The 24259-nt window shown below is 70.0% G+C and carries 20 protein-coding genes and 1 pseudogene; 10 read left to right on the top strand and 11 right to left on the bottom strand.

The genetic code is table 11. From position 1 onward, the window contains the following. Positions 1-17: 17 nt before the first annotated feature. On the bottom strand, positions 18-1697 hold the full coding sequence (locus FFS10_RS19970; protein ID WP_137896361.1) for a DEAD/DEAH box helicase: 1680 nt from the start codon (positions 1695-1697) through the stop codon (positions 18-20). Positions 1698-2110: 413 nt separating this feature from the next. On the opposite strand from FFS10_RS19970, the gene ettA reads away from it, so the two are divergent. Continuing rightward, the gene (ettA, locus tag FFS10_RS19965) at positions 2111-3772 is read left to right on the top strand and encodes an energy-dependent translational throttle protein EttA (RefSeq protein ID WP_137896360.1); all 1662 of its coding nucleotides are present in this window, start codon (positions 2111-2113) and stop codon (positions 3770-3772) included. Between the two features lie 344 nt (positions 3773-4116). Here ettA and FFS10_RS23050 read toward each other — a convergent pair whose 3' ends face one another. Both FFS10_RS23050 and trhA read right to left on the bottom strand, forming a co-directional pair. Continuing rightward, positions 4117-4257, bottom strand: a complete 141-nt coding sequence (locus FFS10_RS23050) for a hypothetical protein (protein ID WP_171016183.1) — start codon at positions 4255-4257, stop codon at positions 4117-4119. Positions 4258-4313: 56 nt separating this feature from the next. Beyond that, complete coding sequence (trhA, locus tag FFS10_RS19960) at positions 4314-4949, bottom strand: PAQR family membrane homeostasis protein TrhA (protein ID WP_137896359.1); 636 nt, start codon at positions 4947-4949, stop codon at positions 4314-4316. 205 nt (positions 4950-5154) lie between these two features. Here trhA and arfB point away from each other — a divergent pair, with 205 nt between their 5' ends. Further along, a complete protein-coding gene (arfB, locus tag FFS10_RS19955) occupies positions 5155-5568 on the top strand; it encodes an alternative ribosome rescue aminoacyl-tRNA hydrolase ArfB (RefSeq protein WP_137896358.1) in 414 nt (137 codons plus the stop codon). A gap of 28 nt (positions 5569-5596) precedes the next feature. Here arfB and FFS10_RS19950 read toward each other — a convergent pair whose 3' ends face one another. Together FFS10_RS19950 and FFS10_RS19945 are read right to left on the bottom strand one after the other, a co-directional pair. Further along, positions 5597-6598, bottom strand: a complete 1002-nt coding sequence (locus FFS10_RS19950; RefSeq protein WP_137896357.1) for a Bug family tripartite tricarboxylate transporter substrate binding protein — start codon at positions 6596-6598, stop codon at positions 5597-5599. Positions 6599-6655: 57 nt separating this feature from the next. Then, the gene (locus tag FFS10_RS19945; RefSeq protein WP_137896356.1) at positions 6656-7873 is read right to left on the bottom strand and encodes a M20 aminoacylase family protein; all 1218 of its coding nucleotides are present in this window, start codon (positions 7871-7873) and stop codon (positions 6656-6658) included. Between the two features lie 137 nt (positions 7874-8010). Between FFS10_RS19945 and FFS10_RS19940 the strand changes: the two genes are divergently transcribed. After that, complete coding sequence (locus tag FFS10_RS19940) at positions 8011-8979, top strand: LysR family transcriptional regulator (RefSeq protein WP_137896355.1); 969 nt, start codon at positions 8011-8013, stop codon at positions 8977-8979. 22 nt (positions 8980-9001) lie between these two features. On the opposite strand, the gene FFS10_RS19935 is transcribed toward FFS10_RS19940, so the two are convergent. Then, positions 9002-9220, bottom strand: a complete 219-nt coding sequence (locus FFS10_RS19935; RefSeq protein WP_137896354.1) for a SlyX family protein — start codon at positions 9218-9220, stop codon at positions 9002-9004. A 164-nt stretch (positions 9221-9384) separates the two neighbouring features. On the opposite strand from FFS10_RS19935, the gene FFS10_RS19930 reads away from it, so the two are divergent. From FFS10_RS19930 to FFS10_RS19900, 7 genes are all read left to right on the top strand, one after another. Beyond that, the gene (locus tag FFS10_RS19930) at positions 9385-10722 is read left to right on the top strand and encodes a cation:proton antiporter (protein WP_137896353.1); all 1338 of its coding nucleotides are present in this window, start codon (positions 9385-9387) and stop codon (positions 10720-10722) included. 39 nt (positions 10723-10761) lie between these two features. After that, entirely contained in the window at positions 10762-11319 is a 558-nt protein-coding gene (locus FFS10_RS19925; RefSeq protein WP_137896352.1) for a DUF1003 domain-containing protein, read from the top strand. A 103-nt stretch (positions 11320-11422) separates the two neighbouring features. Then, positions 11423-12076 carry an ArsR/SmtB family transcription factor gene (locus tag FFS10_RS19920; protein ID WP_137896351.1) on the top strand — a complete coding sequence of 218 codons (654 nt, stop codon included), beginning with the start codon at positions 11423-11425 and terminating at the stop codon, positions 12074-12076. Positions 12077-12086: 10 nt separating this feature from the next. Beyond that, positions 12087-13364, top strand: coding sequence for an MFS transporter (locus FFS10_RS19915; RefSeq protein WP_212744159.1), 1278 nt, complete (start codon positions 12087-12089; stop codon positions 13362-13364). Between the two features lie 101 nt (positions 13365-13465). Next, positions 13466-13702 (top strand): rhodanese-like domain-containing protein, encoded by a 237-nt coding sequence (locus FFS10_RS19910; RefSeq protein WP_137916475.1) that lies wholly within the window; start codon positions 13466-13468, stop codon positions 13700-13702. Positions 13703-13770: 68 nt separating this feature from the next. Further along, positions 13771-14172, top strand: coding sequence for a VOC family protein (locus FFS10_RS19905; protein ID WP_137896348.1), 402 nt, complete (start codon positions 13771-13773; stop codon positions 14170-14172). Positions 14173-14368: 196 nt separating this feature from the next. Further along, on the top strand, positions 14369-15337 hold the full coding sequence (locus FFS10_RS19900; protein WP_137896347.1) for a sigma-54 interaction domain-containing protein: 969 nt from the start codon (positions 14369-14371) through the stop codon (positions 15335-15337). 14 nt (positions 15338-15351) lie between these two features. Here FFS10_RS19900 and FFS10_RS19895 read toward each other — a convergent pair whose 3' ends face one another. The 5 genes and pseudogenes from FFS10_RS19895 to FFS10_RS23045 all read right to left on the bottom strand — a co-directional run. Then, positions 15352-15708 (bottom strand): DUF3467 domain-containing protein, encoded by a 357-nt coding sequence (locus FFS10_RS19895; RefSeq protein WP_137896346.1) that lies wholly within the window; start codon positions 15706-15708, stop codon positions 15352-15354. Between the two features lie 13 nt (positions 15709-15721). After that, positions 15722-16966: a hypothetical protein gene (locus tag FFS10_RS19890; RefSeq protein ID WP_137896345.1), complete on the bottom strand. Its 1245-nt coding sequence runs from the start codon at positions 16964-16966 to the stop codon at positions 15722-15724. A gap of 30 nt (positions 16967-16996) precedes the next feature. Beyond that, the gene (locus tag FFS10_RS19885; protein WP_137896344.1) at positions 16997-21463 is read right to left on the bottom strand and encodes a M15 family metallopeptidase; all 4467 of its coding nucleotides are present in this window, start codon (positions 21461-21463) and stop codon (positions 16997-16999) included. A 23-nt stretch (positions 21464-21486) separates the two neighbouring features. Beyond that, the gene (locus tag FFS10_RS19880) at positions 21487-22731 is read right to left on the bottom strand and encodes a hypothetical protein (protein ID WP_137896343.1); all 1245 of its coding nucleotides are present in this window, start codon (positions 22729-22731) and stop codon (positions 21487-21489) included. Continuing rightward, positions 22716-24259, bottom strand: a pseudogene (locus FFS10_RS23045) (hypothetical protein); the annotation flags it as partial. The gene FFS10_RS19880 and the pseudogene FFS10_RS23045, both read right to left, overlap by 16 nt.

Below are 24259 nucleotides of genomic sequence, written 5' to 3'. Positions count from 1 at the left end.
GGGCTGGGGGGACGGTGTCAGCGGTAACCGCCGCCGAAGTTGCTGCCGCCACCGCCGGAGCGGCCGCCACGACCCCGCCCGCCGCCGGGGCGGCCACGGCCGCCGGCCATGCTGTCGATGCTGGTGCGCATGGGGTCGGGCTGGCCGGTCGCACCATGGCTGGGTTTGCGCGGTTCATGGCGCCGATTGTGCAGGTTGGTCTGCAGCGGGTCCACATGGCGCGGCAGTTCGTCGCGCTCGCCGCGCGGCTCGCCCTGGCGCTGCTGGCCTGGCCCCTGGCGCGGGCCCTGTCCCTGGCCCTTGCCGCCGTGGACGCCGCCATGGCGCTGGCCGTGGGCGGGCTTGGGGGCGCCGCCCTGGCGTTCGCCCTGCGGCTTGGGACCGCGCTCGCCGCGGCCTTCGCCCTGGGTGGCCTTGTTGTCGCGGATGCGCTGCATCATCTCGCTGCGCGCCGCCTTGGCCGCGGCCTGCATGACGTCGCGGCTGGGCGGCTTGCCGGCGCCGCCCCAGATGGTCTGGCGGCCCATGGCGATGGGCTCGGCACGCTCGCCGGGCTCGGGGCCGAAGCCCTCGATCACCTGCACCTGGATCTGCTGCTTGGTGAAGCGCTCGATCTCCATCATGAAGCCTTCCTCGTCCATGCAGACCAGGCTCACGGCCTCGCCGCTGGCGCCGGCGCGGCCGGTGCGGCCGATGCGGTGCACGTAGTCCTCGGACACGTTGGGGATCTCGTAGTTCACCACGTGCGGCAGGTCTTCGATGTCGATGCCGCGCGCCGCGATGTCGGTCGCCACCAGGGCGCGGATATCACCGCTCTTGAAGCCGGCCAGGGCCTGGGTGCGCGCGGTCTGGCTCTTGTTGCCGTGCAGCGCCATGGCCTTGATGCCGTTCTTGGTCAGGTAGTCGGCCACGTTGTTGGCGCCGAACTTGGTGCGCGTGAACACCAGCACCTGGCTCCAGTCGTGCTGCTGGATGATGTGCACCAGCACTTCCTTCTTCTTGCCGCGGCCCACCGGGTGGATCACCTGGGTGATGCGCTGCACCGTGGTGTTGCGCGGCGTGACCTGGATGCTCTGCGGGTTCTTCAGGAGGCCGTTCGCCAGGTCGCGGATCTCGTCGCTGAAGGTGGCCGAGAACAGCAGGCTCTGCTTGTCCTTGGGCACCAGGGCCAGCACCTTCTTCACGTCGTGGATGAAGCCCATGTCCAGCATGCGGTCGGCCTCGTCCAGCACCAGGATCTCGACGGTGGACAGGTCCAGGTGGCCCTGGCCCTGCAGGTCCAAGAGGCGCCCGGGGGTGGCGACCAGGATGTCCACGCCGCGCTTGACGCGGTCGATCTGCGGGTTCATGCCCACGCCGCCGAAGATCACGGTGGAGTTGAGCTTGAGGTACTTGCCGTAGTCGCGCACCGACTCTTCCACCTGGGCCGCCAGCTCGCGCGTGGGCGTCAGCACCAGGGCGCGGATGGCCTTGCCGCCGAAGCGGTTTTTGCCGGCCTCGGCCAGGCTGAGCTTGTGCAGCATGGGCAGGGTGAAGGCGGCGGTCTTGCCGGTGCCGGTCTGGGCGCCGGCCAGCAGGTCGTGGCCCTCGAGCACGGCGGGGATGGCCTGGGCCTGGATGGGGGTGGGGGTTTCGTAGCCCTGCTCGTGCACGGCTTTGAGAATGGCCGGAGCCAGGTTCAGATCGTCAAAGTTCATTCAAAGGAGGCGCCCATCCTGGGCGCTTGGAATCGGCCTGTTCCGGGGGCAGGGCCACCGGCCAGTCAAAGGCAGATCGGGTTCAAACGCGGGAGCCGGAACGCGGGTTCCTTGTCCCCAGCAGTGTGCTGAAGTTGCGGCGAACTGGGGCCCGCAACAGCAGGTATTGTCGCATAAGAGCCTGAAAGGCCCTCCAGCGTGCCCGCGCCGGGGCCCTCTGGGTTGCCTCCAGAAAGTGCCCACTCGTCGTTGCATCGCTTGCCCAGGCGGCCAGCCTGGGCGGCGCGCCGCGCCTTGATTGGGCGCTTTCTGGGGGCAACGCGGGTACGCTGGAAGGCCTTTCAGGCTCTGAGCCGATAATCGAGGTTTTTGCGCAACTTGCGCGGGCAAATTACAGGGGTTTTCCCAACACCATGGCTCAGTACGTTTATTCCATGAACCGGGTCGGCAAGATCGTGCCGCCCAAGCGTGAAATCCTCAAGGACATCTCGCTCAGCTTCTTCCCCGGCGCCAAGATCGGCGTGCTGGGCCTGAACGGCTCGGGCAAGTCCACGCTGCTCAAGATCATGGCCGGCATCGACAAGGAGATCGAGGGCGAGGCCATCCCCATGCCGGGCATCAAGATCGGCTACCTGCCGCAGGAGCCCAAGCTCGATCCCGAGCAGACCGTGCGCGAATCCGTGGAAAGCGGCATGGGCGAGATCAAGGCCGCCAAGGAGCGCCTGGAGGAGGTCTACGCCGCCTATGCCGAGGAGGACGCCGACTTCGACGCCCTGGCCGCCGAGCAGGCCAAGCTAGAGGCCATCATCGCCACTGCCGGCGACGCCTCCGAGCACCAGCTCGAGATCGCCGCCGACGCGCTGCGCCTGCCGCCCTGGGACGCCAGGATCGGCGTGCTGTCCGGCGGCGAGAAGCGCCGCGTGGCCCTGTGCCGCCTGCTGCTGTCGCGCCCCGACATGCTGCTGCTGGACGAGCCCACCAACCACCTGGACGCCGAGTCCGTGGACTGGCTGGAGCAGTTCCTCAAGCGCTTCTCCGGCACCGTGGTCGCCATCACCCACGACCGCTACTTCCTGGACAACGCCGCCGAGTGGATCCTGGAGCTGGACCGCGGCCGCGGCATCCCCTACAAGGGCAACTACTCCACTTGGCTGGAGCAGAAGGAAGCGCGCCTGGAGCAGGAGCAGCGCACCGAGGACGCGCGCACCAAGGCCATGAAGAAGGAGCTGGAGTGGGTGCGCCAGAACGCCAAGGGCCGCCAGGCCAAGAGCAAGGCGCGTCTCGCCCGCTTCGAGGAACTCTCCGACTACGAATACCAGAAGCGCAACGAGACGCAGGAGATCTTCATTCCCGTCGCCGAGCGCCTGGGCAGCCAGGTGATCGAGTTCAAGAACGTCACCAAGTCCTTTGGCGACCGCGTGCTGATCGACGACCTGAGCTTCAACATCCCGGCCGGCGCCATCGTCGGCATCATCGGCCCGAACGGCGCCGGCAAGTCCACGCTGTTCAAGCTGATCGCCGGCAAGGAGCAGCCCGACAGCGGCGAGGTGGTGATCGGCCAGACTGTGAAGATGGCCTTCGTCGACCAGCACCGCGACGTGCTGGCCAACGAGAAGACCGTGTGGGAAGACGTCTCGGGCGGCCTGGACATACTCACCGTGGGCAAGTTCCAGATGGCCAGCCGCGCCTACTGCGGCCGCTTCAACTTCAACGGCGGCGACCAGCAGAAGAAGGTGGGCATGCTGTCCGGCGGCGAGCGCGGCCGCCTGCACCTGGCCAAGACCCTGATCGCCGGCGGCAACGTGCTGCTGCTGGACGAGCCCTCGAACGACCTCGACGTCGAAACCCTGCGCGCGCTGGAAGACGCGCTGCTGGAGTTCGCCGGCACGGTGCTGGTGATCAGCCACGACCGCTGGTTCCTGGACCGCATCGCCACCCACATCCTGGCCGCCGAGGGCGACAGCCAGTGGACCTTCTTCGACGGCAACTACCAAGAGTACGAGGCCGACAAGAAGAAGCGCCTGGGCGAGGAGGGCGCTGCGCCCCATCGCATGCGGTTCAAGGCGCTGAAGTAAGCGCCAGGGCCCGGTCCTGCAGGCCCGGGCGGGTTTCTCAAGCGTGCCTGCCTGGTGCAGGGCCCCTCGCGGCCGCCTCCGGGCGGCCGCGCTGCTTTTGGGCGCGCGTCAGGCGCCCCCGCTTGGTGAATTCATACGGTTTCGCATTCGATGAAATAGCTTTCGCTCTTCGCCTCGACGCGCGAACAGGGTGGGCAAGGCAGGCGGCCAGGGTGCGCCGGGCTCGCGGTCGGGTGGACACCTCATCGCGCTGCGACGCGGTGCCGTGTTCCGTTCGCCCGTCCTCCCCGGCTCAATCGACGCAGTGGGGGACTTCTTCTTGTACTTCTGATCGCAAGTCGATATCAGAGGACGATGCGTGCCAGGCCGTAGAGGGAGAGCGCCCCGGACAACACCAGAAGCACGGTCTTCGCTGTACGACCCGCCATCAAAGTTCCCGTCAGGCTGCAGACCAGGATGGCGCCGAAAATGTAGGTGGTTTTCATGTCGCAATGGTAAGGCTTGCCGACGGCCACAAGCCGGCGCCCGCTCACCCGGGGAATCAGCCCGCGTACCCCATCACCGCAAAGAAATGGCAACCGGTTCCCGCCACCACGAAGCCGTGCCACACCGCATGGGCGTAGCGCAGCCGGGAGTCGAGCAGGAAGAACACCACGCCCGCCGTGTAGGCCAGCCCGCCGGCCACCAGCAGGCTGAGGCCGGGCTCGGGTACGCGCTCGATCAGCGGCACGGCGGCGATCAGCACCAGCCAGCCCATGACGAGGTACAGGCCGGTCGACAGCCAGGGGTGCGACAGGCGGTCGAAGGCCTTGAGCGCGACGCCCAGGGTCGCCAGGGACCACACCAGGCCGAACAGCGTCCAGCCCCAGGGGCCGCCCAGGGCGCCCAACGCGAAGGGCGTGTAGCTGCCCGCGATGAACAGGTAGATGGCGCCGTGGTCCAGCTTCAGGAACACCCGCTTGGCGCGGCCGGCCGGCAGGGCGTGGTAGAGCGTCGAGGTCAGGTACAGCAGCACCATGGTCGCGGCGAACACGGCGGCGCCGACCAAGCTGGCGGCGCCCAGGTGGCGCGCCGAATCGATCAGGAACGGCACGGCCGCGATGGCGGCCAGCAGGGCGACGCCATGGCTCACGCTGTTGGCGATCTCCTCGCCCAGGCTCTGCGGACGTTCGGTCATGCACTCATTGTTCCACGCAACTGGCGCCGAGTGGGAGTCATTTCTGTGACCTTCGTCAAGGACCGTAACGGCCATGCCGGTGGGGCCGGGTCCGGGCGCCGCCTTATCATCGCTGGCCTATGGCCCGCCGAACCCACCTGGATCTTTCCCGCCCTGGCGCAGCGCGCCGAACGGGTGGCGGCGCGGCCGCGGGGGCCTGCCGTTCATGAACCGGCCGTCGGTCCTGGTGCGGGAGGAGGAGGTCGAGTTCACCGCGATCCGCGCCCAGGGCGCGGGCGGGCAGAACGTCAACAAGGTGTCCAGCGCGGTGCACCTGCGCTTTGCCATCCGCGCCTCTTCGCTGCCGCAGGCCATCCAGGAGCGGCTGCTGGGGCTGAGCGACCAGCGCATCACGGCCGAGGGCGTGGTGGTGATCAAGGCGCAGACCAGCCGCAGCCAGGAGCAGAACCGGGCCGAGGCCCTGGCGCGCCTGCAGGCCCTGGTCGACAGCGTGGCCGTGCTGCCCAAGGACAGGAAGGCCACGAGGCCCACGAGAAGCTCGCAGCGCAAGCGCCTGGAGGGCAAGGCCGCCCGGGGCGATGTGAAGCGGCTGCGCGGGCGGATGTCGGGCAGCGAATAGGCCCCAGCGCCGCGCCGGCGGCGCACCCTCAATCGCGCATGTTGGCGAACTTGACCAGCGCGGCGTACTTGCCCGTGTCCTCGCGGATCACGCGCGCCAGGTCCTCGTTGCCGGTCGCCGGGACGGCGCCGCCTTCCTCGAGGCGGCGGCGCACGGCAGGGTCTTGCAGGCCCGCCTGCAGCGCGGCGCGCAGACGTTGCGCGATCTCGGGCGGCAGGTTGCGCGGCGCGGCAAGGGCGAACCAGCCCGCGAGCTCGTAGCCCTTGAGCAGCGGGTGTTCCCCAAGCGCCGGCACCTGGGGCAGGGCGGGGCTGCGCTTGGCCGAGGAGATGCCCAGCGGCACGATGCGTCCGCTCTGGATGAAGGGTGCGGCCGCCGTCGGCGAGAGGATGGCGAAGTCCAGCGTGCCGGCCACCAGCTCGGTCGTCAGCGCTGCGGTGCCGCGGTAGGGAATGTGGGTCATGAAGAGCCCGGCACGCTGCTTGACCAGCTCACCCGCGAAGTGCAGCGTGGAGCCCACGCCCGAGCTGCCGTAGCTGTACCTGCCCGGCTGGCGCTTGACCGTCTCGACGAAGGCCGCGAGGTTCTTGACCTGGGTCTTGGGGCTCGCGGCCAGCAACACGGGCGCCGTGGCGATCAGGCCGATCGGCGTGAGGTCTTTCTGCGGGTCGTATTTCTGCGCCGGGTTCACCAGCGCCGTGGCCGCCATCTCGTTGCTCGAGCCAGCCAGCAGGGTGTAGCCGTCGGGCGGGCTGTTGACCACGCGCTGCGCCGCCACGGCACCGGCCGCGCCGGCCAGGTTCTCCACCACCACGCTGCTACCCAGCCTGGTGGCCAGCAGGTCGGCGACGACGCGCGCCGCCATGTCCACCGAGCCGCCGGGGGCATAGCCCACGACCAGCTTGATCGGCTTGGAGGGATAGGGCGCGTCGGCCAGGGCCGGCAGGGCCAGGGCCAGCGCGGCCGCCGGCAGTGCGGCGATGGCGCCGCGGCGGGACAGGGGACGAAGGGAGGCTTTGCGGTGCGACATGGGGCGACTCGGGCTTGGGGTGGACGAAGGCTTGCGGGGGGTGAATTGGCGTGGCAATCAGGCCGCTGCGCGCAGGAAGCGGCGCACCAGCTGGATCCAGTAGCTTGCCGCGATGGGCAGCATGGCGTCGTTGAAGTCGTAGCCGGGGTTGTGGACCATGCAGCCGCCGCTGCCATGGTGCTCGCCGACGCCGTTGCCGACGATCAGGTAGCTGCCTGGGCAGCGCTCCAGCATGAAGGAGAAGTCCTCGCTGCCGGTGAGCGGCTGCAGGGGGGGCATCAGGCCTTCCTTGCCCAGCCAGTCCAGTGCGACTTGGCGCGCCAGGGCGGTGGCGGCTTCGTCGTTGACCAGGGCCGGGTAGCGCCAGTGGTAGTCGACCTCGGCGCGCACGCCCAGCGTGGCGGCCTGGGCCTGCACCAGTTCCGTGATGCGCTCGCGCAGCATGGCGCGGATCTCGGGCCGGTAGGCGCGCACCGTGAGCCGCATCACCACCGAGCCGGGAATCACGTTGGGTGCGTCGCCGCCGTGGATGGCGCCGACCGAGACCACCGCCATGTCGCGCGGATCGACGTTGCGCGAGACGATGGTCTGCAGCGCCACGACGATGTGCGCCGCGGCCACGACCGGGTCGGCCGCCAGGTGCGGCGCCGAGCCATGGCCACCGCGACCGGTCACGGTGACCGTGACGGAGTCGGACGAGGCCATGAACGGTCCCTCCTTGAAGCCGAACTTGCCGACCGGGAAGCCGGGCATGTTGTGCAAGGCGAAGATGGCGTCGCAGGGGAAGCGCTCGAACAGCCCTTGCTCGACCATGCGGCGCGCGCCGCCCAGCCCTTCCTCGGCCGGCTGGAAAATCAGGTGCAGCGTGCCGTCGAAGTCCCGCGCCTGGGCCATGCACCGGGCGGCCGCCAGCAGGATGGCGGTGTGGCCGTCATGGCCGCAGGCGTGCATCTTGCCGGCGATCCTGCTGGCATAGGGCACGCCGCTGTCTTCCTGGATGGGCAGCGCGTCCATGTCGGCCCGGATCCCCAGGCGGCGGCGCCCGCTGCCGAGCCTGAGCGTGCCGACCACGCCGGTGCCGGCCAGGCCGCGATGCACCTCGTAGCCCCAGTCGGACAGCCGCTGCGCCACGAGGTCGGAGGTGACGAATTCCTCGTAGGCCAGCTCGGGATGGGCATGGATCTGGTGGCGCAGGGCCACCATGTCCGGCGCGATCTCCCGGACCTCTGGCAGGACCTGCTGCGCGGCGGCAGCTTGCTCGATGGTGAACGACATGGAAGGCGGGTTCCTCTGAGGGGTGGCGATGCGTCCCAAGTCTAGGAAGCGGACCGGGGCGGCGACAGACAGGCATTGCCAGTCGGTGTGGGCGGCCGCTTGTCTTGTGCGATGCGGGCCCGCCCGATAATCGCGACATGAAGTTGCACCAACTGCGCTACCTGGTCAGTGTCGCTTCGGAGGGCAGCATCCGCGCCGCCGCCCGGTCGCTGGGCGTGACACAGGCCACGGTCACCCAGGGCCTGCGCGAGCTGGAATCGCATTGCCAGGTCACACTGCTCAACCGCGGCAGCGGCGGCATTGGTTTCACGGCAGCCGGTCGGGAGGTGCTCGAGCATGCCCAGCGCGCACTCACGCAGCTGCAGCTGGCCGAGGACAAGCTGGCCCACTACCGCAACGCCGGCCCGCAGCAACGCCTGTCCATCGGCATCACGCCCTGGGTGGCGCAAACGTTGATGGCGCGCGTGCTCCCGCCGTTTCGCGCCGAGCTGCCGCATGTGCAGCTGGAGCTGTTCGATGGCTTGTCCGCCCTGGCCTACCCCAAGCTGCGCGAAGGCAGCCTGGACCTGATGATCGGCCGCATCGGCAGTGAAGAATGGATGCAGGGCCTGCACGCGACCCCGCTGTTCAGCTATGAGATGACCGTGGTCGCCCGGGTGGGCCATCCTCGCGCGCGTGCGCAGACCATCCACGACCTGCTCGACGATGACTGGGTGCTCAATTTCGCGCCCAGCGAGAGCGCGGGGCTGATGGACAACCTGTTCCGCCAGCACGGGGCCGAGCCGCCGCGCCACCGCATCCACCTCGCGCAGTCGGCCTCGCTGATGCTGACCCTGGTGCGCCAGACCGACATGCTGACCTTCTGCCCATGGCCGCTGGTGGAGACCGACAGCCTGCGCCACAGCATGGAGGCGCTGGCGCTGCGCGAGCGGTTTCGCAGCAACACGGTGGGCATCGTGCGGCGGGCGCAGGAGACGCCTTCGCCCGCAGCGGCGCGCTTCATCGCCCATTTCCTGGAGCAGGTGCGCGCTGCCGTGGCCTCGGAGGAGCCGCAATTGCGCAGGGTGTTCTATTCGGTGGACCTGCTGGACGCGGCCCAGAGCTGAGCCGGGCCGCGACAGGGCCGCCTCAGTAATGCGGCGGCAACTCGTCGCGCAGGTTGCGCACCTGGCCCGCGCCCCCGTCCGGCACCTGCTGCCTGAGCTGGGCCATCTCGCGCAGCAGCGCGTCGATCTGCTGCTGCTGGCGGAAGACGGTCTGGTTGAGCTGGTCCAGCAGGTCCTCGGTGAAGCTGGCCTTGATCTCCAGCTCGATCAGGCGCTGCTCGGTGTCTTGGGGGTGTTCCATGGCGCTATTGGACATGAACTCGGGGCGAGGCCTGCCTTGGGGCTGCATCGGTGACGCGAGAAGCGTAGAGTGGGCCTTCTTCGCTGCGAGGCCGTCCGCCAGATGCCCAGTTCACCATCCCCTCCTGCCGACAACGGCGTTACGCCGGGTCGTGGGCGCCCGCCATGTCCGTAGCCGAATGGTCCTTGTTCGTCGGCGCCCTGCTGGTCACCATGGTGCTGGCGGGCACGCTGCTGGGGCGCTTGCCTCTGAGCAGCGCCATGGTCTACCTGATCCTGGGTTGGCTGCTGGGGCCGGATGTGTCGAACGTCCTGCGCCCCGATCCCTTCGTGAATGCCCGCACGCTGGAGCTGCTCGCCGAAGTCGCGCTGCTGATCTCGCTGTTTTCCGTCGGGCTGCAGCTCGGCGTTCCGATGCGCGACCGTCGCTGGCGACTGCCGCTGCGCCTGGCCTTTGTCTCTATGGTGGCCATGGTGGCGATGGTCACGGCCCTTGGCGTCTGGGTGCTGGACCTGCCACTGGGGGCGGCGGTGCTGCTCGGCGCCATCCTGGCCCCCACCGATCCCGTGCTGGCCTCCGGCGTGCATTCGGACCCCGGCTCGCAGCCCGATCGCCTGGGCTTCAGCCTGGCCGGCGAGGGGGGGCTCAACGATGGCGCGGCTTTTCCGTTCGTGATGCTGGGGTTCGGACTGCTGGGCATGCACGACATGGGGCCCGGCTTCGTTCGGTGGTGGGGCATCGACTTGGTGTGGGCCACCGTGGGCGGTGTCGCGATCGGTGGGGCCCTTGGCGCTGCGACCGGTCGACTCGTCGTCTACCTGCGCAGTCGCCATGACGAAGCGATCGGACTGGATCTGTTCCTGGGGCTGGGATTGGTCGGCATGGCCTACGGCATCGCCCAGCTCAGCCTGGCCTCCGGATTCCTGGCGGTTTTCACCGCCGGACTGGCCTTGCAGCGTGTGCGCGAGCGGCCGAAGCCGGACACCCGGCCGCTGGTTGCAGCCACCGGCTCGGAAGGGCACTCCTATCTGACGATGGCCACGCATTCGCACCATGCGAGCGCCACCATGCGGGATTCCGTCCAGGCCTTCAATGAGCAATTGGAGAAGCTGGCCGAACTGGCCCTGGTGCTGGTGGTGGGCGCGATGCTGGCCTACGCCAAGCCGCTGCCGGCCGCGGGCTGGTTCGTTCCGCTGATGCTCCTGGTGCTGAGGCCCTTGTCCGTCCTGGCTGCGACCGCGGGCGAGCGCCTGACCTCGCCACAGCGCGCCATGATCAGCTGGTTCGGCATTCGCGGCATCGGATCGGTGTTCTATCTGCTGTTCGCGCTACGCCATGGCGTCGAAGGGCGCGTCGCCGATACCTTGGTGTCGCTGACCCTGTGGAGCGTGGCGGCATCGATCATCGCGCACGGGCTGACGGCGCAGCCGCTGATGCACCGCTACCTCGGCTGGCGCAAGCGCAGGACGGCTGAATCCAACCTTGATAAGAAAGGCCCGTGATCGAGCCGCAGCGCTTGTCAACCTCACCTGGAGTCCGCCATGCCAAAACCCGACGAGATCGCATCGAAACTTCTGGGTACGCCCTACGACAGCTTGGACGACCGGGCCAAGAAGGTCGCGCGGCATATTGCGGGGCGCACGCACATCGCGCGGAACATTGCGAAGGATTTCGATGTCACGCCGTCCTTGGGCCAGCGCGCCGCGGACCGGGTGGCGTCCTTCGGCGGGTCCTGGACCTTCGTCGGACTCTTCACCGCCACCATGCTGCTGTGGGTGGGGCTCAACGGCTTTCTCCTGATGAACCGCGGCAAGACCTTCGATCCCTATCCCTACATCCTGCTGAATCTTTTCCTGTCCATGCTGGCGGCCATCCAGGCTCCCGTCATCCTGATGTCCCAGAACCGTCAGTCCGTGAAGGACCGCATGACCGCTGAGCACGACTACGAGGTCAACCTCAAGGCCGAGCTCGAGATCATGCTGCTCCACGACAAGATCGATTTGCTGCGGGAGAAGCAGTGGGAGGATCTGCTGGCCATCCAGAAGGAGCAGTTGAAGCTGCTGACGGCCCTGGCCGAGAAGCAAGGCCATACGCCATGAGGCGGCTTGATACGGTCTCGCATTCGAGCGTGTGATTTCGGTCGTGCCGTCTTTCGGCGCATGCGCCAACGCATAACAATCCAATAAACGTTAGAATGTTTTCATGAGAGAGATCAAGAATCACCTCTACGAACAGGTCGCCCGCATCGGCAAGGCCGTGGCCAGCCCGAAGCGCCTCGAGCTGATCGAACTGCTTTGCCAGGGAGAGAAGACCGTGGAGATGCTGGCAGCCCAGTCCGAAATCAGCGTCAAGCTGGCCAGTGCGCACCTGAAGGAGCTGCGTCTGGCGCGGCTCGTCGATACGCGCAAGGAAGGCAAGTACGTCCTGTACCGGCTCGCCAGCACCAGCGTGGCAGACCTCTGGGTGAACCTGCGCACCGAAGCCGAAGAACGCCTCGTCGAGCTGCAGGTCGCGCTGGCGTCCATCGTCGAGCACGGCGACGAACTCCAGGGCGTCGACCGCGCCGCCATCCTCCAGAAAGCAGCGGCCGGCGAGGTGGTGGTGCTCGATGTCAGGCCCGAAGACGAGTTCAGCGTCGCCCACCTGCCCCATGCGCGCTCGCTCCCGGTCGACGACCTCAGAAAGCGCCTGTCCGAGCTACCGAAAGACGTCCCGGTGGTCGCCTATTGCCGCGGGCCGTTCTGCCTGATGGCGAAGGACGCGGTCGAGCTGCTGCGCAAGAAGGGCTACCAGGCCTTCCACCTGAGCGACGGTGTGGCCGAGTGGCGGGCGCGTGGCTTGCCGGTCGAGGTCTGACGAGGAGCGCGTGAACTTCGGCATACGCGCCAACCTCGGCCAGGTCCTGCAGCAGCTGCTGCAGGTGCTGCTGGTTGGCATGACCATAGGGATGATGCGCAACGTGGTGCCGGCGCTGGCGGAGACCGAGTTCGGCGTGCCGCGGGGCTCGTTCATGCTCCTGGTGGCCTTCGTCGTGGCCTTCGGCTTCGTCAAGGGCGCCATGAACTTCGTGGCGGGCCGTCTGGCAGAGCGCCTCGGTCGCAAGCGGGTCTTGCTGCTGGGATGGCTCGTGGCCCTGCCCATTCCGCCGCTGGTCTACTTCGCGCCGTCCTGGGGCTGGATCGTGGTTGCCACCGTCCTGCTCGGCGTGAACCAGGGACTGACCTGGTCGATGACGCAGACCGCCAAGCTCGACCTGACGCGCGCCGACCAACGCGGCCTGGTCATCGGGCTCAACGAGTTCTCGGGCTACCTCGGTGTGGCCATCGCAGGCGTCCTGACGGGATACGCCGCGTCGGCGCTGGGCCCCAGGGCGGGCTTGCTCTGGTTCGGCGCCGTCGTCATCGGCCTGGCCACGCTGCTTGCCTGGCTGGCCGTCGCAGAAACGCTGCCCTGGGCGCGCGACGAGGCGAAGCGGCACGCCACGCCTTCGGCGCAGGCGCTTCGTCCACGCTACCCAATGGGGGTGAGCGAGCGGCCGGGCACGCGCGAGATGTTCGCCCTGATGAGCTGGCGGGACCGGCGCATGGCTGCGCTGTGCCAGGCGGGCCTGGTGGAGAAGTTCGTCGACGCGCTGGTCTGGGTGTTCTGGCCCGTCTACCTGCACCAGCGCGGCGTCAGCCTGCCCGGCATCGGCTGGATCGTGGGCGTCTATGGCTTCACCTGGGGCGCCGCGCAATTCCTCACGGGCAAGCTGTCGGACCGGCTCGGCCGTCACAGGCTCAACACGGGCGGCATGTGGCTCTGTGGCGCGGGCGTGGCGCTGATGCCGCTGGGCACGGGCGCGGCCTGGTGGAGCGCCTCGGCCGCTGTGGCGGGCCTGGGCATGGCCATGCTGTACCCCAACCTCAGCGCGGCCGTGGCGGACATCGCGCACCCGAGCTGGCGGGCGTCGGCGATCGGCATCTACCGCTTCTGGCGCGACCTGGGCTATGGCATAGGCGCGCTGGGCCTCGGCGCGGCCGCCGCGCTCGGCGGCCATCTCGAGAGCGCCTTCTGGTTCGTGGCCATCGCGATGGCGCTGTCGGGCGCCTTGCTCTGCCGCTGGGGCGAGGAAACGCATCCGCGCCTCAATCCCTCCCTTTGATTCCTCGTCGTACGACTGGAGCCAGCCGTGACCTCACCACGCTTTGTCGCCACCCTGGCGCTCGCACTTGCCGCCTTGCTCCCCTGGGCGTGCAGGCACAGTTGAACAAGGCCAGCGCGGAGACCATCGAGTCGTACTTCGACTTCGTGGACTACAACGGCGGCACCCTCATGGCCGAGCAGATTCCGGCGGACGACTGTGCCGAGCTGTTCGTGCTCGACGTGCGGGACGCCGCCCAGTTCGCCAAGGACCACATTCCCGGCGCCGTGAACATCGAGTGGCGCAAGGTCTTCGCCGAACGGTCCAGACTGCCCAGGGACAAGACCATCCTCGTCTGATCGGCGTATTCTCCCAGGGCGTCGCGCCGGCAAGCCGAGGCCGGCGGGTCCAAGCGCAGGAGAGCCAGATGGCCATTCATCTCGATCACCTCATGGTGCCGTCGCGCGACAAGCGGGCCGCTGCCAAGCTTCTGGCCGAACTGCTGGGCGTGCCCTGGTCGGAAACCGGCGTGGGGCCCTTCGTTCCGGTCTACGTCAACGAGGGCCTGACCCTGGACTTCGACCAATGGGCCGAGCCCCTGCCCTTGATCCACTACTGCTTCAGGGTGGAGGAGGGTGAGTTCGACGCCATCCTCGCGCGCCTGCAGGCGGCGGGCATCGCCTACCGCAGCAGCGTGCACGGCCCGGTGGATTCGCGCGTCGACACCCAGCATGGCGGCCGCATCGTCTACTGGAACGAACCCGATGGCCACCAGTGGGAAATGCTGACCCTCAGCTACGCGCGAGCACCTGCGCTACGCGATTTCTAAGACCCTCGCGCAGCGGCGCGGCCAGTGTGTAACGAAGCTTGACGCCCGCGCGCGCCGACGACTAGGATTCATTGCCCTCACAGGTCGGCGAGCGCCGGCGCGATGCTCCGAGGCGAGCGCGCGCGGCGGTCTGTCACCCCGCCGACGTGGGGGCCGTGCAAACAAGAGCGTTTTCGGGGCATCGGGGAGGTGAGGCATGCCGCAGCTTGGCTCGGCGCCCGGCGTGGCGCTGATCGGCCGCAATCGCGTCTTCAACGACGCGCTGCATTACGCGAGCATGGCCGCGCGTCACGCCTGTCCCTTGCTCATCGTGGGCGAGACCGGCACCGGCAAGGACCAGGTGGCGCGCATGGTGCACGGGCTCAGCCCGCGCGCCAGCGGTCCCTTCGTCAGCCTCAACTGTGCGGCCCTGCCCGAGTCCCTGATCGAGAGCGAACTCTTCGGTTACGAGCGCGGCGCCTTCACCGGCGCGGCCCGCAGCTACCTCGGCCGCTTTGCCGCGGCGGACGGCGGCACGCTGTTCCTCGACGAGTTGGGCGACCTGCCCCTGGCCTCGCAGGCCAAGCTGCTGCGCGCGATCGAGAACCGCGAGGTCACGCCGCTGGGCAGCACGCGGCCGCGCCAGGTGGATATGCGCATCGTGGCCGCCACGCACCAGCCGCTGGAGACCATGGTGCGCGAGCGGCGCTTCCGGCCCGACCTGTTCTACCGGCTCAACGTGGCGCGGGTGCGCCTGCCGCCCCTGCGCGAGCGGCGCGACGATATCCTGGAGCTGGCCGCGCATTTCATGAAGCCGCTGCGCCACACGCGCGAGGGCGCACGCGTGGGCTGGTTCGATGCGGGCGCGCTGCAGCGCTTGCTGGCCCATCCCTGGCCGGGCAATGTGCGCGAGCTGCGCAACGTGATCGAGTCCATCTTCATCGATCCGCCCGACGGGGCCATCACCGAGCGCTCGCTGCCCAGCTACCTCACGCATCCCGAGTTCTGGGACGGCCAGGGCCAGGCCGATGCGGCGGAGCCGGTGCTCGATGAGCGCCAGCGCATCCTGCAGACCCTGTCGGACACGCACTGGAACAAGGCCGCGGCCGCGCGCAACCTGCAGTGGTCGCGCGTGACGCTGTACCGCAAGATGGCGCGGCTGGAGATTCCCAACGGCGGTCACTGAGGCCTCACGCGGCCTCAGTCCGGAGCGTCGGGCGCCGTGGCGGCATCATCCCCGGCGTCTTCGTCGGACGCGTCCTGCGGTGGCTGCACGATGGGGCCGAAGGTGGCCTCGTAGTCGCCTATGCTGCGCTCGAGCAGGCTGCGAAACAGCTTGGCGTAGGCCGGCGCGGCCACGATGCGGGTGTGGACCGCGGCGCGCCCGCCGTCCGCGCCCCCGTAGTCCTGGCCGAAGTCGAACAGGAACTCGTAGGCGTTGTAGCCGACCGCGAACTGGTTGGCGTAGGCCGCGGGCTCGGGCGGCGTCTCGCGCAGCGACTGCCGCGCCGCGGGCAGGGGCCGGGCCGCGTCGTCGGTGCGGCGTTGCCGGGGCATCTGGGCCGCTCCTTCAGAGGGTCAGCATGCCGTGCAGCAGGGCCAGCACGCGATCGCGGTAGACGCCCCGGCCGTAGGCGCTGCTGCCGCTGATGCGGCGGCCCATGGTGTAGATGGAGCCGGTCTGCCCGCTCGGGTTGCGCGAGCTCGGCGTCGGCGTGGGCATGTTCATCAGCAGCGTGGCGGTGGTGCTCATGCGCCGGTAGTCGTTGCGCGTGCCGGCGTGCAGGGCCAGGCCCTTGGCCAGCATCTCCGACTGCTCGAAGATGCGGTCCCAGTCCTCGGTGCGGCTGCGCGTGCAGGCGATGTCGCTGCTGAGGCTGGCCCAGCGGCGGCAGAAGTCGCCGAGCACCGCGTTGCTGCCGCCGTAGCCCTTGATGAAGTCGACCACGCGCTTGTAGGACGATCGCCCGGTGGTCTGGATCACGCCGCGGCCGCGGAACTTGTAGAAGTCGGCCTGCATGATGAAGCCGTTGACCGCCGGGTCCTCGCCGGTGCCGAAGTCGGCCTGCGGGTACTGGCTGCCGCTCCAGGCGCCGCCGAAGTCGCTGCCGTGGCGGGCCAGCCGGTTGGCCCCGGCCAGGCTGCCGTGCGCCGCGATGTACTCGGCGTCGTCGAACAGCGAGCCGGCCGTGCGGCCGCCGCTGAGCTGGTTGTAGCTGGCCTTGAAGCGGCCGGGGCGCAGCTCGATGCGGTCGAAGAAATAGGCCAGGCCCGGGTGCCGGCCGCGTGAATCGGTGCGCCCGCCGCCGCCGCGGCCGCTGCTCTCCGGGTGCGCCCAGAGGTTGCCGCCGGTCTCGTTGATCGAGATCGCGGTGAAGGCGGCGAACTCCAGGGCGCTGATCTCGTCGCGGTCGAAGGCGGTGCGGATCTGGTTCCAGAACGCGGTGAAGCGGTCGCGCACCAGGCGGCTGGTGGCTATCGCGCCGCGCGCGCTGAACGGCGCCGAATGCGCGAGGCCGGCGTTGTACCAGTCGATGAAGCCGGCCTGGCCGCCGCGCTGGAAGAAGGCCTCGATCTGCGCCGCGTTGCGCAGGCGGATGGCCGCCAGGCGGTCGACCTCGGCCTGCGTGAGTTCCGTGGTGGTCGCCGTGCGTGGGGGCGTCCCGAAGCTGACTGCCGGCGAGGGCGACGGAGCAGTCGTGGTGGGTAGCGTGGCCTGCAGCGCCTCGGCGATGGCGCTAGCAACCGGCCACGGGTATTCGCCGAAGACGAGCGCGCTCGCGGGAGAGCCCTGGACGAGGGTGGACGATTGCACGCGGAACTCCTTGCTTGTGTACCCGAAGGCCTACGCGACGACCGGCCCGCCGCTGCCCGACGGGATCATCCCGGGCAGGGGACCCGGCGGCGGTGCCGGCGTCGCGGCCACGGGGGCCGGTGCGCAAGCCGTCTGGCAGTAATCGAAGTGATGCGGGTCGGTCGGGTTGAAACTGGCGCCCCAGCGGAAATTGAATGCCTCGAAGATCGCGACGACGCGCGGGTCCATGCTCCCGAAGGCACGCGCCGCGACGTTGTCGACGTTCTCGGGATAGTTGATGTCGATGGCCATCCCCATCCCGTGATCCGATAGCGTGCGCGCCGAGCGTGCGGCCGCGATCACCGCAGTGCGAGCCGTCGCGGTGGCAAGGTTGTTGATCCTGTTGACCGTGTCCGCATTGGGCGCAGAGAAAGGCGCCACCGCGATCTGGCTGCCGCCCACGTTCACGACGACACGCGGGTTGTGCTTCACGCCGCGGAAGCAGGTCGAGCCCTCGGTCTCGTAGATGAGATCGTTCCAGCCGAGCTCGCGGATGGCGCGGAAGAGCGCCGTGCACACGGGGTGGATCTGGTTGAGCAGCGTGAGCCTGCGGACGATATTAGCGCTGCCTGCCAGGGCCGGAAAGCCCTCCACGAGCTCGAGACCCTGGAGGTTCAGCGCACCGAAGGTGCCCGCAGGGATGTGGGGATTGCCGTTGTCGCACCGGCGCAGCGACGCCGCGTTCTGCAAGCCTGAGAGCGTGACCTGCGCGGCGCCCGCGGGGATAGGTGCGTGTGCCGCGTCGGTGTCCGCCAGGCGCTGGCGCCAAGCGGCGTTGAAGGCTGTGCGCGTCGCGGCCGTGTTGACGTGAGCCGGCACCGTCAAAAGACTCGCGTACAGGGGAAGCCCCGGCTGCGCGGCGTTCACTTCCGCGTCCCATTGCCGGCCGGCGAGCCCGGTCCGCCACGACTGGTAGCGTGCGTTCCAGTTGCCCGCGGGCATTACCGTGTCGATGAAACCCAGGCGCATGATAAGTTGCCGCACCTCGGCGCCGACCGCCGGGATGGGATTCGGCACAGCCGTCACGAAGTCGGGCGCCGGCGGTATCCACCAGCGCTGGCCCGTCGCGTTTTCGACCGACTGCCGCAAGTTCGACGTCATCGCCCAGCCCAGGCATTCGAGCACGAAGGCCTCGGCGGCCGAGGGCGCGCGCCGCGCGAGTTCGCGGAAATGTCCCACGACATGGATGAGCAGGCGCGGCACGAGCATAGCGTTCGCTCTGGCGCCGTGCTGGACGATGAAGGCGGGCGACCAGCGCAGGCGGGCGAAAAGTTCGGTGAGCGCGCTCGCGCCGAAAGCCGCGGCTATAGGTGTGAGGCCGCCGCGCGAAATCTGTCCCCGCTGCGCTGCGTCCAGCCCCGCGGCCGTCAGCGCGGTGTCGATCGCCGCCGCGGCATTCGTGGTGGACGCGGGCAGGAAGGACGCGGGCACGACGGTGAACCCTCCCGCGGGCGCGCGATTGAACGTGGCCTGCCGCGGGACGAACGCGCGGCCGTAGGCTCGCGGTACGGCCTGCAGCGCCCAGGCTTCGTCGCTCGCGAGTGCCGCGGATGTCGCACCCGCCGCCTGCAGAAGGCGGCGCAGCGGGCGGTAGTGGCCGTACACGTGCGTGGTGTTCACGCGCTGCCAGCCGCTGTCGGGCGCGTTGAGGTCGCCGCTGCGCTCGAGCCGCCAGCCGCGGAAGTTCTGGGCGCCGGCCTGCGCGTCGGGCACCAGGCGCCAGTAGTACACCGCGGGACCGATGTCGCTCGGGTTCGACGAGCGCGACTCGGCGGTGCAGAACCAGATGCGGTCGCCGCGCCGCTCGGCCCAGGCCAGGATGCGGATATGGCCTTGCAGCCACATGGTGTCGCCGCCGCACAGCTGGGCCGGGTCGGTCACGCGCTCGAAGCTGCCCTGGCCACCCTTGAGCGCGGCCGAGCTGGTGCTGTGCGGCGCCGCGATGCGGTCGGCCGCGGCGGCGTTGGGGAACAGGCCGATCAGCTTGTTGATCGCCTGCGACACGAAGCCCGAGCAGTCCACGCCCAGGCCGTAGTGCTGCAGGAAGCGGCGCAGGTTCTGCGCCGTGGGCTGGCGGTTCACCGTGGCGTCGGCCTGCAGCAGGCCGGCGGCGTCGGCCGCCTGCAGCAGCTCGCGCAGCATCTCGGGCGTGGACTTGCCGATGCGCGCGTGCGCGAAGCGCGACTCGGCTATCAGCGCACGCAGCGCGGTCGGCGCGGCGGCGCGGTGCTCGCCGGCGATGCGGTGGCGCTCGCGCGTGGCGGCGGCCGAGCTCGCGTGGGCGTTCATGAAATAGGGCGGATGCACGCGCACGGTCTGCGAGCCTATGCGCACCGGGATGCCCATGAACTGCGCGAGAAAGCCCTCGACCGTGGTGCGCAGGCGTTCGTCCCAGCTGCTGCCGTAGCCCAGCGCGCCGCTGGCCCAGCCGGCCTGGTCGCCCCAGGCCAGGCCCAGCGGGTCCTCGCTGGACCAGGCCTGGGCGCGCGCGCTGACGGCGCGGCCGCTGCGGTCCAGCGTGTAGCGCGGCTCGGCGATCGCTCCCTCAGCCGCGATCAGCAGGCTGAGGTTGGGGTCGCGCAGCACCTCGGCCACGCGCCGCTCGGCGCCGTCGAGCTTCATGGTCGGCCAGACCAGGCGCACGCCGTGGCTGTAGTCGACGAAGCTGGGCTCGTGGGCGAACGAGGGGTGGCCGCGCAGCACCTGGCCGCCGCTGCGCGGCGCCTGGATGGGCACGCCGGCGGCGGTGTAGGCGCCGTAGAAGGCCAGCTTGGCGCGCGGCGGCCCGAGCTCGCCGGTCTGCTTGTTGCGCGCGCGGTGCATGTAGTTGTTGCTGATGACGATCTCTTTCTTGTGCCCGGCCGTCAGGATGGTGGGTGGGCGCCGCAGCTGACCGTCGATTTGCTGGCTGTGCCAGAGGTAGCTGCTGGAGGCGTCCTGCAGGTGGGCGCGCGGCGTGCCGGCGTAGTTGCCGGGAATGAAGGCCAGCTTGGTCGGCGCGGCCTGGTAGATCTGCTCGACCATGCGCGCCGTGGGCAGCAGGCAGTCGAAGCTGTCGGCGATGCGCTGCGCGGTCACCGGGTCCATGGGGATGCGCACGGCATCGCTCTCGCTGCCTATGGCCAGCAGGTCGGGCGTCACGTAGAACTCGAACTCGTGGCGCTGGCCGGCGCGGTCGGTGCCGCTGGTGCGCACGGTGTGAAAAGTCAGCAGCGAGGCCGGGATGTTGCCCGCGCGCAGCTGCTCGAAGATGCGGTTTTCGCGCTCCACGCCCTTGCGCTCGCCCAGGCTGGCGATGAAGGCCGCGCCGCCGGGCGCGTCGGCGGCGCGCTCGCGCGTCACCAGCACCGGCACCGTGACGTCCTGGGCCTCGGCCTCCCAGGCGGATTGCTGCGCCTGCTCGTCCACCGCCTCCTCGGCCATGTCGTCCCATGCCTCGGCGAAGCCGTGCGCGCGTGCGCCGGGCGCGGCCAGGTCCTGGGCCTCGGGCGCCAGGTCGTTGCCCGGGTCGGCCAGCAGGCGGCCGCCGAAGCTGCGCGGCACCAGGTTGTGGCCGACCTGGGCCGGCCGCGCCACCTTCTGCGCGCGGTAGTGCTTGCGCAGCAGCTCGCGCAGGCCCGCGTCGGGCACCAGGGCCTGCAGGCGCTCGCGCACGAAGGCGTCGGCTGCGCGCGCCGCGGCGGCCGTGCCGCTGCCGTCGATGAAGCAGATGCGCAGGTGGCTGCCCTGGCTCTGCAGGTAGCGCCGGCGCGCGGCCTCGTCGGCGAGGTTGGCCAGCGCCGCGGCGTCGCGCGCGATCGCGGCCTCGATCCAGCCCTGGCGCTGGGTCAGCGTGGGCTGGCCGCCGTAGGTGGCGTCGAAGTACTGGAAGCCGTGCACGCGCGCCTGGTCGCCGATCGCGCGCATCAGCTTGGTGAGCGCCGCGCCGCCGCCCGAGTGGCCGCTCAGGATCAGGCGGCCGCGCGTGAGGCGCCCGCCGCCGGTCTCGCGCGCCCAGGCGGCCAGCGCCTCGTCGACGAAGGCGTCGAGCTCGGCGGCGGTGGAGATGGCGGGAAAGTCGAAGCCGTCGACGCCGGCCATGCGCGAGCGGAAGGCGTGGCCGTGCGGCACCAGGCCCAGGGTGGGGCGGCCGACGCCCGGGCGGTCCAGGTCCAGGCCGCTGGCCGCGGCCTTGGCCGCCAGCCGCATCTGGTTGTGGCCCTGGTAGCCGTGGAAGTGCAGCACCATGTCGACCGGGCCGCTGTAGCCGGCTGCGATGCGCGCCCAGCGCAGCACGCAGTTGGGGCCGGACAGGTCGTAGGCGAAGCCGGCGGCGCGGTGCGCGCGCAGGCTGGGCAGGTGCACGGTCCGCTCGCCCGACTCGGCCACCTGGAAGGCCGAGATACCGGGCGGGCTGTCGCCGAACACCAGCGCGCTCGCCGGGGTGGCTGGGACCAGGTTGGGGTTGTGCAGGCGCATGGCGGTCTCCTTGCGTGGAACTCCTAGGCGGCCGGCGCGGGCGCCTTTGCGCCCTCGCCGCCATGGCTGTTGACCGGCGTGTTGGCCGCCGGGTTGGGCGTGTTGCCCATGATCATCGACATCAGCTCCGGCTTGGCGAAGCGCTCCATGGGGAAGTAGTCGCTCTTGAACTTGAGGTCCACCTCGCCCGTGAGGTCGGCGTGCACGTCGATCGCGTCGCTGCTGTTGGCCTTCTTGGATGAGACATAGGCCACGCTGGTGGTGGACTCGCCGCCGGGGCCGCCGAGGAAGCTGGCGATGCCGCCGCCGAAGCTGACGCGGCTCTGGTGCCTGGCGTCGAACTGGCTGGCGCTCTCGGCCTGGCCCAGGTCCTGGGCGTTGATCTGGAAGCCCATGCGCGCGTAGATGCGGCCGCTGGTGATCACGATGCGGTTGATGCCCATCAGCATCATGGTCGACAGCATCTGGTGGCGGCCCTTGGCCAGGTAGCGGCGCGCCGCCGGCACCAGCTTTTCCTCGGCCGCCTCGTCGGACAGGTCCACCTCCTCGGTCAGGCCCAGGCTGCCGCGGAAGTCGGGCCGGGCGGCGCTGTCGGCGCCATCGCGCACCCGCACGCGCGCGCCCTCGCCGCCGGCCTCGATCTTGAACACGCTGGGGTAGGCATTGACCAGCCAGTCGCGCGCGTTGTTGTCGCTGATGTTGTCGGCCATGAACTGGTCGACGGTCTTGGCCACGTTGGCCAGCAGGGTGCCGTAGGCCTCCATCTGCTGGATGCTGGCGTTGACGATGGCCTGGAAGGTGCCCTTGATCAGGTCGGCCACGAAGGTGGGGAAGGCGATGGCGTTGAGCGTGTCGCGCGTGATGCGGCCCACCTGCGAGGCGGCGCGGGTCTGGAAATGCTCCTGCGCCGGGCCCTCGGCCAGCGCGGCGGCGGGCAAGGCGGCCGGCGCGGCCGGCCCCGGGCTCTCGGGCAGCGCCAGGGTCTCGCGCTGGCGCACCACCGGGGTCTGGCCCAGGACCTTCGACTGGGTCCATTCCTCGTGCACCAGGGCCGCGGTGTAGGCGGCGATCTTCTCCAGGTCGCGCCCCATGGTCTCGCGCCGGCCGGCCGGCATGCCGTGGAAGGCGGGGCTGGACTCGAGCAGGGCGCGCACCTGGGCGTGGACCAGGCGCGACACGGGCGGCGTGATGCGCATGCCCTGGGCTTGCGGCGCCGTGTCGAAGGGGCCGGGCAGCGTGGAGGCCGCGGCGTTCAATGGACGGTCCATGGCAGTCCTTTCGCGGCAGCGGGCTCCGCCAGCGCGGCGGCGCCCTCGGCTTCGGGTTCGTGGTCGGCGCCGCCCTCGGGCGCGGCGGGGGTTTCGCCGGCACCAGCCCCTGCGCCCGCGCCGGGCGAGCCTTCCGGGACGGCGGGGGGGCCAGCCGAGGCGTCAGGGCTGCCACCCTCGGGTGCGGGCACGGGCTGGTTTGCAGCCGGGTCGAGGCGTCCGCGCTCGACTGGCGCCGTGGGCAGGCGCGGCTCGGGCAGGGGGGCGCCGACCGGCGTCATCGCGGGCGGGGCCTCGCGCGTGCGGCGCTGGGTGCGCGGCGAGCTGAAGCGGGCGCCGTCGCCGGCCGCCGGCGGCCCCGCCGGCGGCGGGGTGAAGGTGGGCGGCGGGTTGGCCTCCGGCACCGCGGTGTTGTTGGAGATGCTGCGCAGCGTGCCCGCCGGCGCGAAGCGCTCGACCGGGAAGTAGTCGCTCCTGAAATGCAGCTCGACCTCGCCGGTGAGGTCGGTCTCGACGTTGATCTCGGCGTCGCTGCCGGCGCGCCGGCTGCTCACATAGGCCAGCGAGGCCGAGGCTTCGACGCCCCACAGCAGGGCGTTGTAGTGGCCGCGCATCGCGACGCGCGCGTCGACGTCCTCGGCCGTGCGCTCGAAGGCGCTGTCGCTGGTGTCGATGTGAAAGCCCATGGTCGCGCGGATCTTTCCGGCCGTGACCACGATGCGGTTGATGCCCATCAGCACCATGGTCGAGAGCATCTGCAGCCGGGTCTCGGCCAGGCGGCGGCGCGCGGCGGGCAGCAGCTGGTCCTCGATCGAGGACTCGTCCAGGCTGCCGCTGACATGCAGCTCGCGCTCGAAGTCCGGCGGCGGCAGCTGGTCAGCGCCCTCGCGCGGCACCGCGCGGCCGCCGCGCAGGCTCAGGTGGCGCGGGTAGCTCTGCGCCAGCCAGCCGTGCGCCTGCTCGTCGCTGACGTTGTCGGCCATGAACTGGTCCACGGTCTTGGACACGTTGGACAGCAGCTGCGAGAAGGCCTCCATCTGCTTGATGTTGGTCTGGAAGATGGCGTCGAAGGTGCCGCGGATCAGGTCGGCCACGAAGGTGGGGAAGGCGATCGCGCGCAGGGTCTGCTGCGTGATGTTGCCGATCTGGCTGGCCGCGCGCGGCGAGAAGTCGTTGGCCTGGGCCTGCGCCAGCGGGGGCGCGGGGCGGGGCGGCGCACTGACCGGCCGGGTGGTGCGGGTCTCCTTGAGCACCGGGGTCTGGCCCAGCCTGTGCGACTGCCAGTAGATGTCGCGCAGGCATTCGGCCGCGTAGCCGGCCACGCGCGTGAGCCGGTCCTCCAGCGTGACGCGTTCGGCCTCGGCCAGCTGGTGGTAGGAGGGCGTGGCCTCGAGCAGGCTGCGCACCTGGGTGCGCACCAGGTTCTCGGTGGCGGGCGTGGGGCGTATGCCCTGCGGGTCGGGCGGCGTGGCGAAGGCGCCGCTCAGCGCCAGGGCGCGCGGGTCGGCGGCCGGCGGCGCAGCGAGGG

The organism is Ramlibacter sp. 2FC (assembly GCF_005503345.1).
Lineage (GTDB): Bacteria > Pseudomonadota > Gammaproteobacteria > Burkholderiales > Burkholderiaceae_C > SCMQ01.
This window is presented reverse-complemented; position numbering and strand designations above follow the sequence as displayed.

Bases quoted from the DNA above. Each gene is read 5' to 3' on its own strand.
- FFS10_RS19970 (WP_137896361.1), bottom strand. From the start codon at position 1,697: ATGAACTTTGACGATCTGAACCTGGCTCCGGCCATTCTCAAAGCCGTG.
- FFS10_RS19885 (WP_137896344.1), bottom strand. From the start codon at position 21,463: ATGCGCCTGCACAACCCCAACCTGGTCCCAGCCACCCCGGCGAGCGCG.
- FFS10_RS19895 (WP_137896346.1), bottom strand. From the start codon at position 15,708: ATGCCCCGGCAACGCCGCACCGACGACGCGGCCCGGCCCCTGCCCGCG.
- ettA (WP_137896360.1), top strand. From the start codon at position 2,111: ATGGCTCAGTACGTTTATTCCATGAACCGGGTCGGCAAGATCGTGCCG.
- FFS10_RS19940 (WP_137896355.1), top strand. From the start codon at position 8,011: ATGAAGTTGCACCAACTGCGCTACCTGGTCAGTGTCGCTTCGGAGGGC.
- trhA (WP_137896359.1), bottom strand. From the start codon at position 4,949: ATGACCGAACGTCCGCAGAGCCTGGGCGAGGAGATCGCCAACAGCGTG.
- FFS10_RS19880 (WP_137896343.1), bottom strand. From the start codon at position 22,731: ATGGACCGTCCATTGAACGCCGCGGCCTCCACGCTGCCCGGCCCCTTC.
- FFS10_RS19945 (WP_137896356.1), bottom strand. From the start codon at position 7,873: ATGTCGTTCACCATCGAGCAAGCTGCCGCCGCGCAGCAGGTCCTGCCA.
- arfB (WP_137896358.1), top strand. From the start codon at position 5,155: ATGAACCGGCCGTCGGTCCTGGTGCGGGAGGAGGAGGTCGAGTTCACC.
- FFS10_RS19930 (WP_137896353.1), top strand. From the start codon at position 9,385: ATGTCCGTAGCCGAATGGTCCTTGTTCGTCGGCGCCCTGCTGGTCACC.
- FFS10_RS19925 (WP_137896352.1), top strand. From the start codon at position 10,762: ATGCCAAAACCCGACGAGATCGCATCGAAACTTCTGGGTACGCCCTAC.
- FFS10_RS19935 (WP_137896354.1), bottom strand. From the start codon at position 9,220: ATGGAACACCCCCAAGACACCGAGCAGCGCCTGATCGAGCTGGAGATC.
- FFS10_RS19950 (WP_137896357.1), bottom strand. From the start codon at position 6,598: ATGTCGCACCGCAAAGCCTCCCTTCGTCCCCTGTCCCGCCGCGGCGCC.
- FFS10_RS19920 (WP_137896351.1), top strand. From the start codon at position 11,423: ATGAGAGAGATCAAGAATCACCTCTACGAACAGGTCGCCCGCATCGGC.
- FFS10_RS23050 (WP_171016183.1), bottom strand. From the start codon at position 4,257: ATGAAAACCACCTACATTTTCGGCGCCATCCTGGTCTGCAGCCTGACG.
- FFS10_RS19900 (WP_137896347.1), top strand. From the start codon at position 14,369: ATGCCGCAGCTTGGCTCGGCGCCCGGCGTGGCGCTGATCGGCCGCAAT.
- FFS10_RS19905 (WP_137896348.1), top strand. From the start codon at position 13,771: ATGGCCATTCATCTCGATCACCTCATGGTGCCGTCGCGCGACAAGCGG.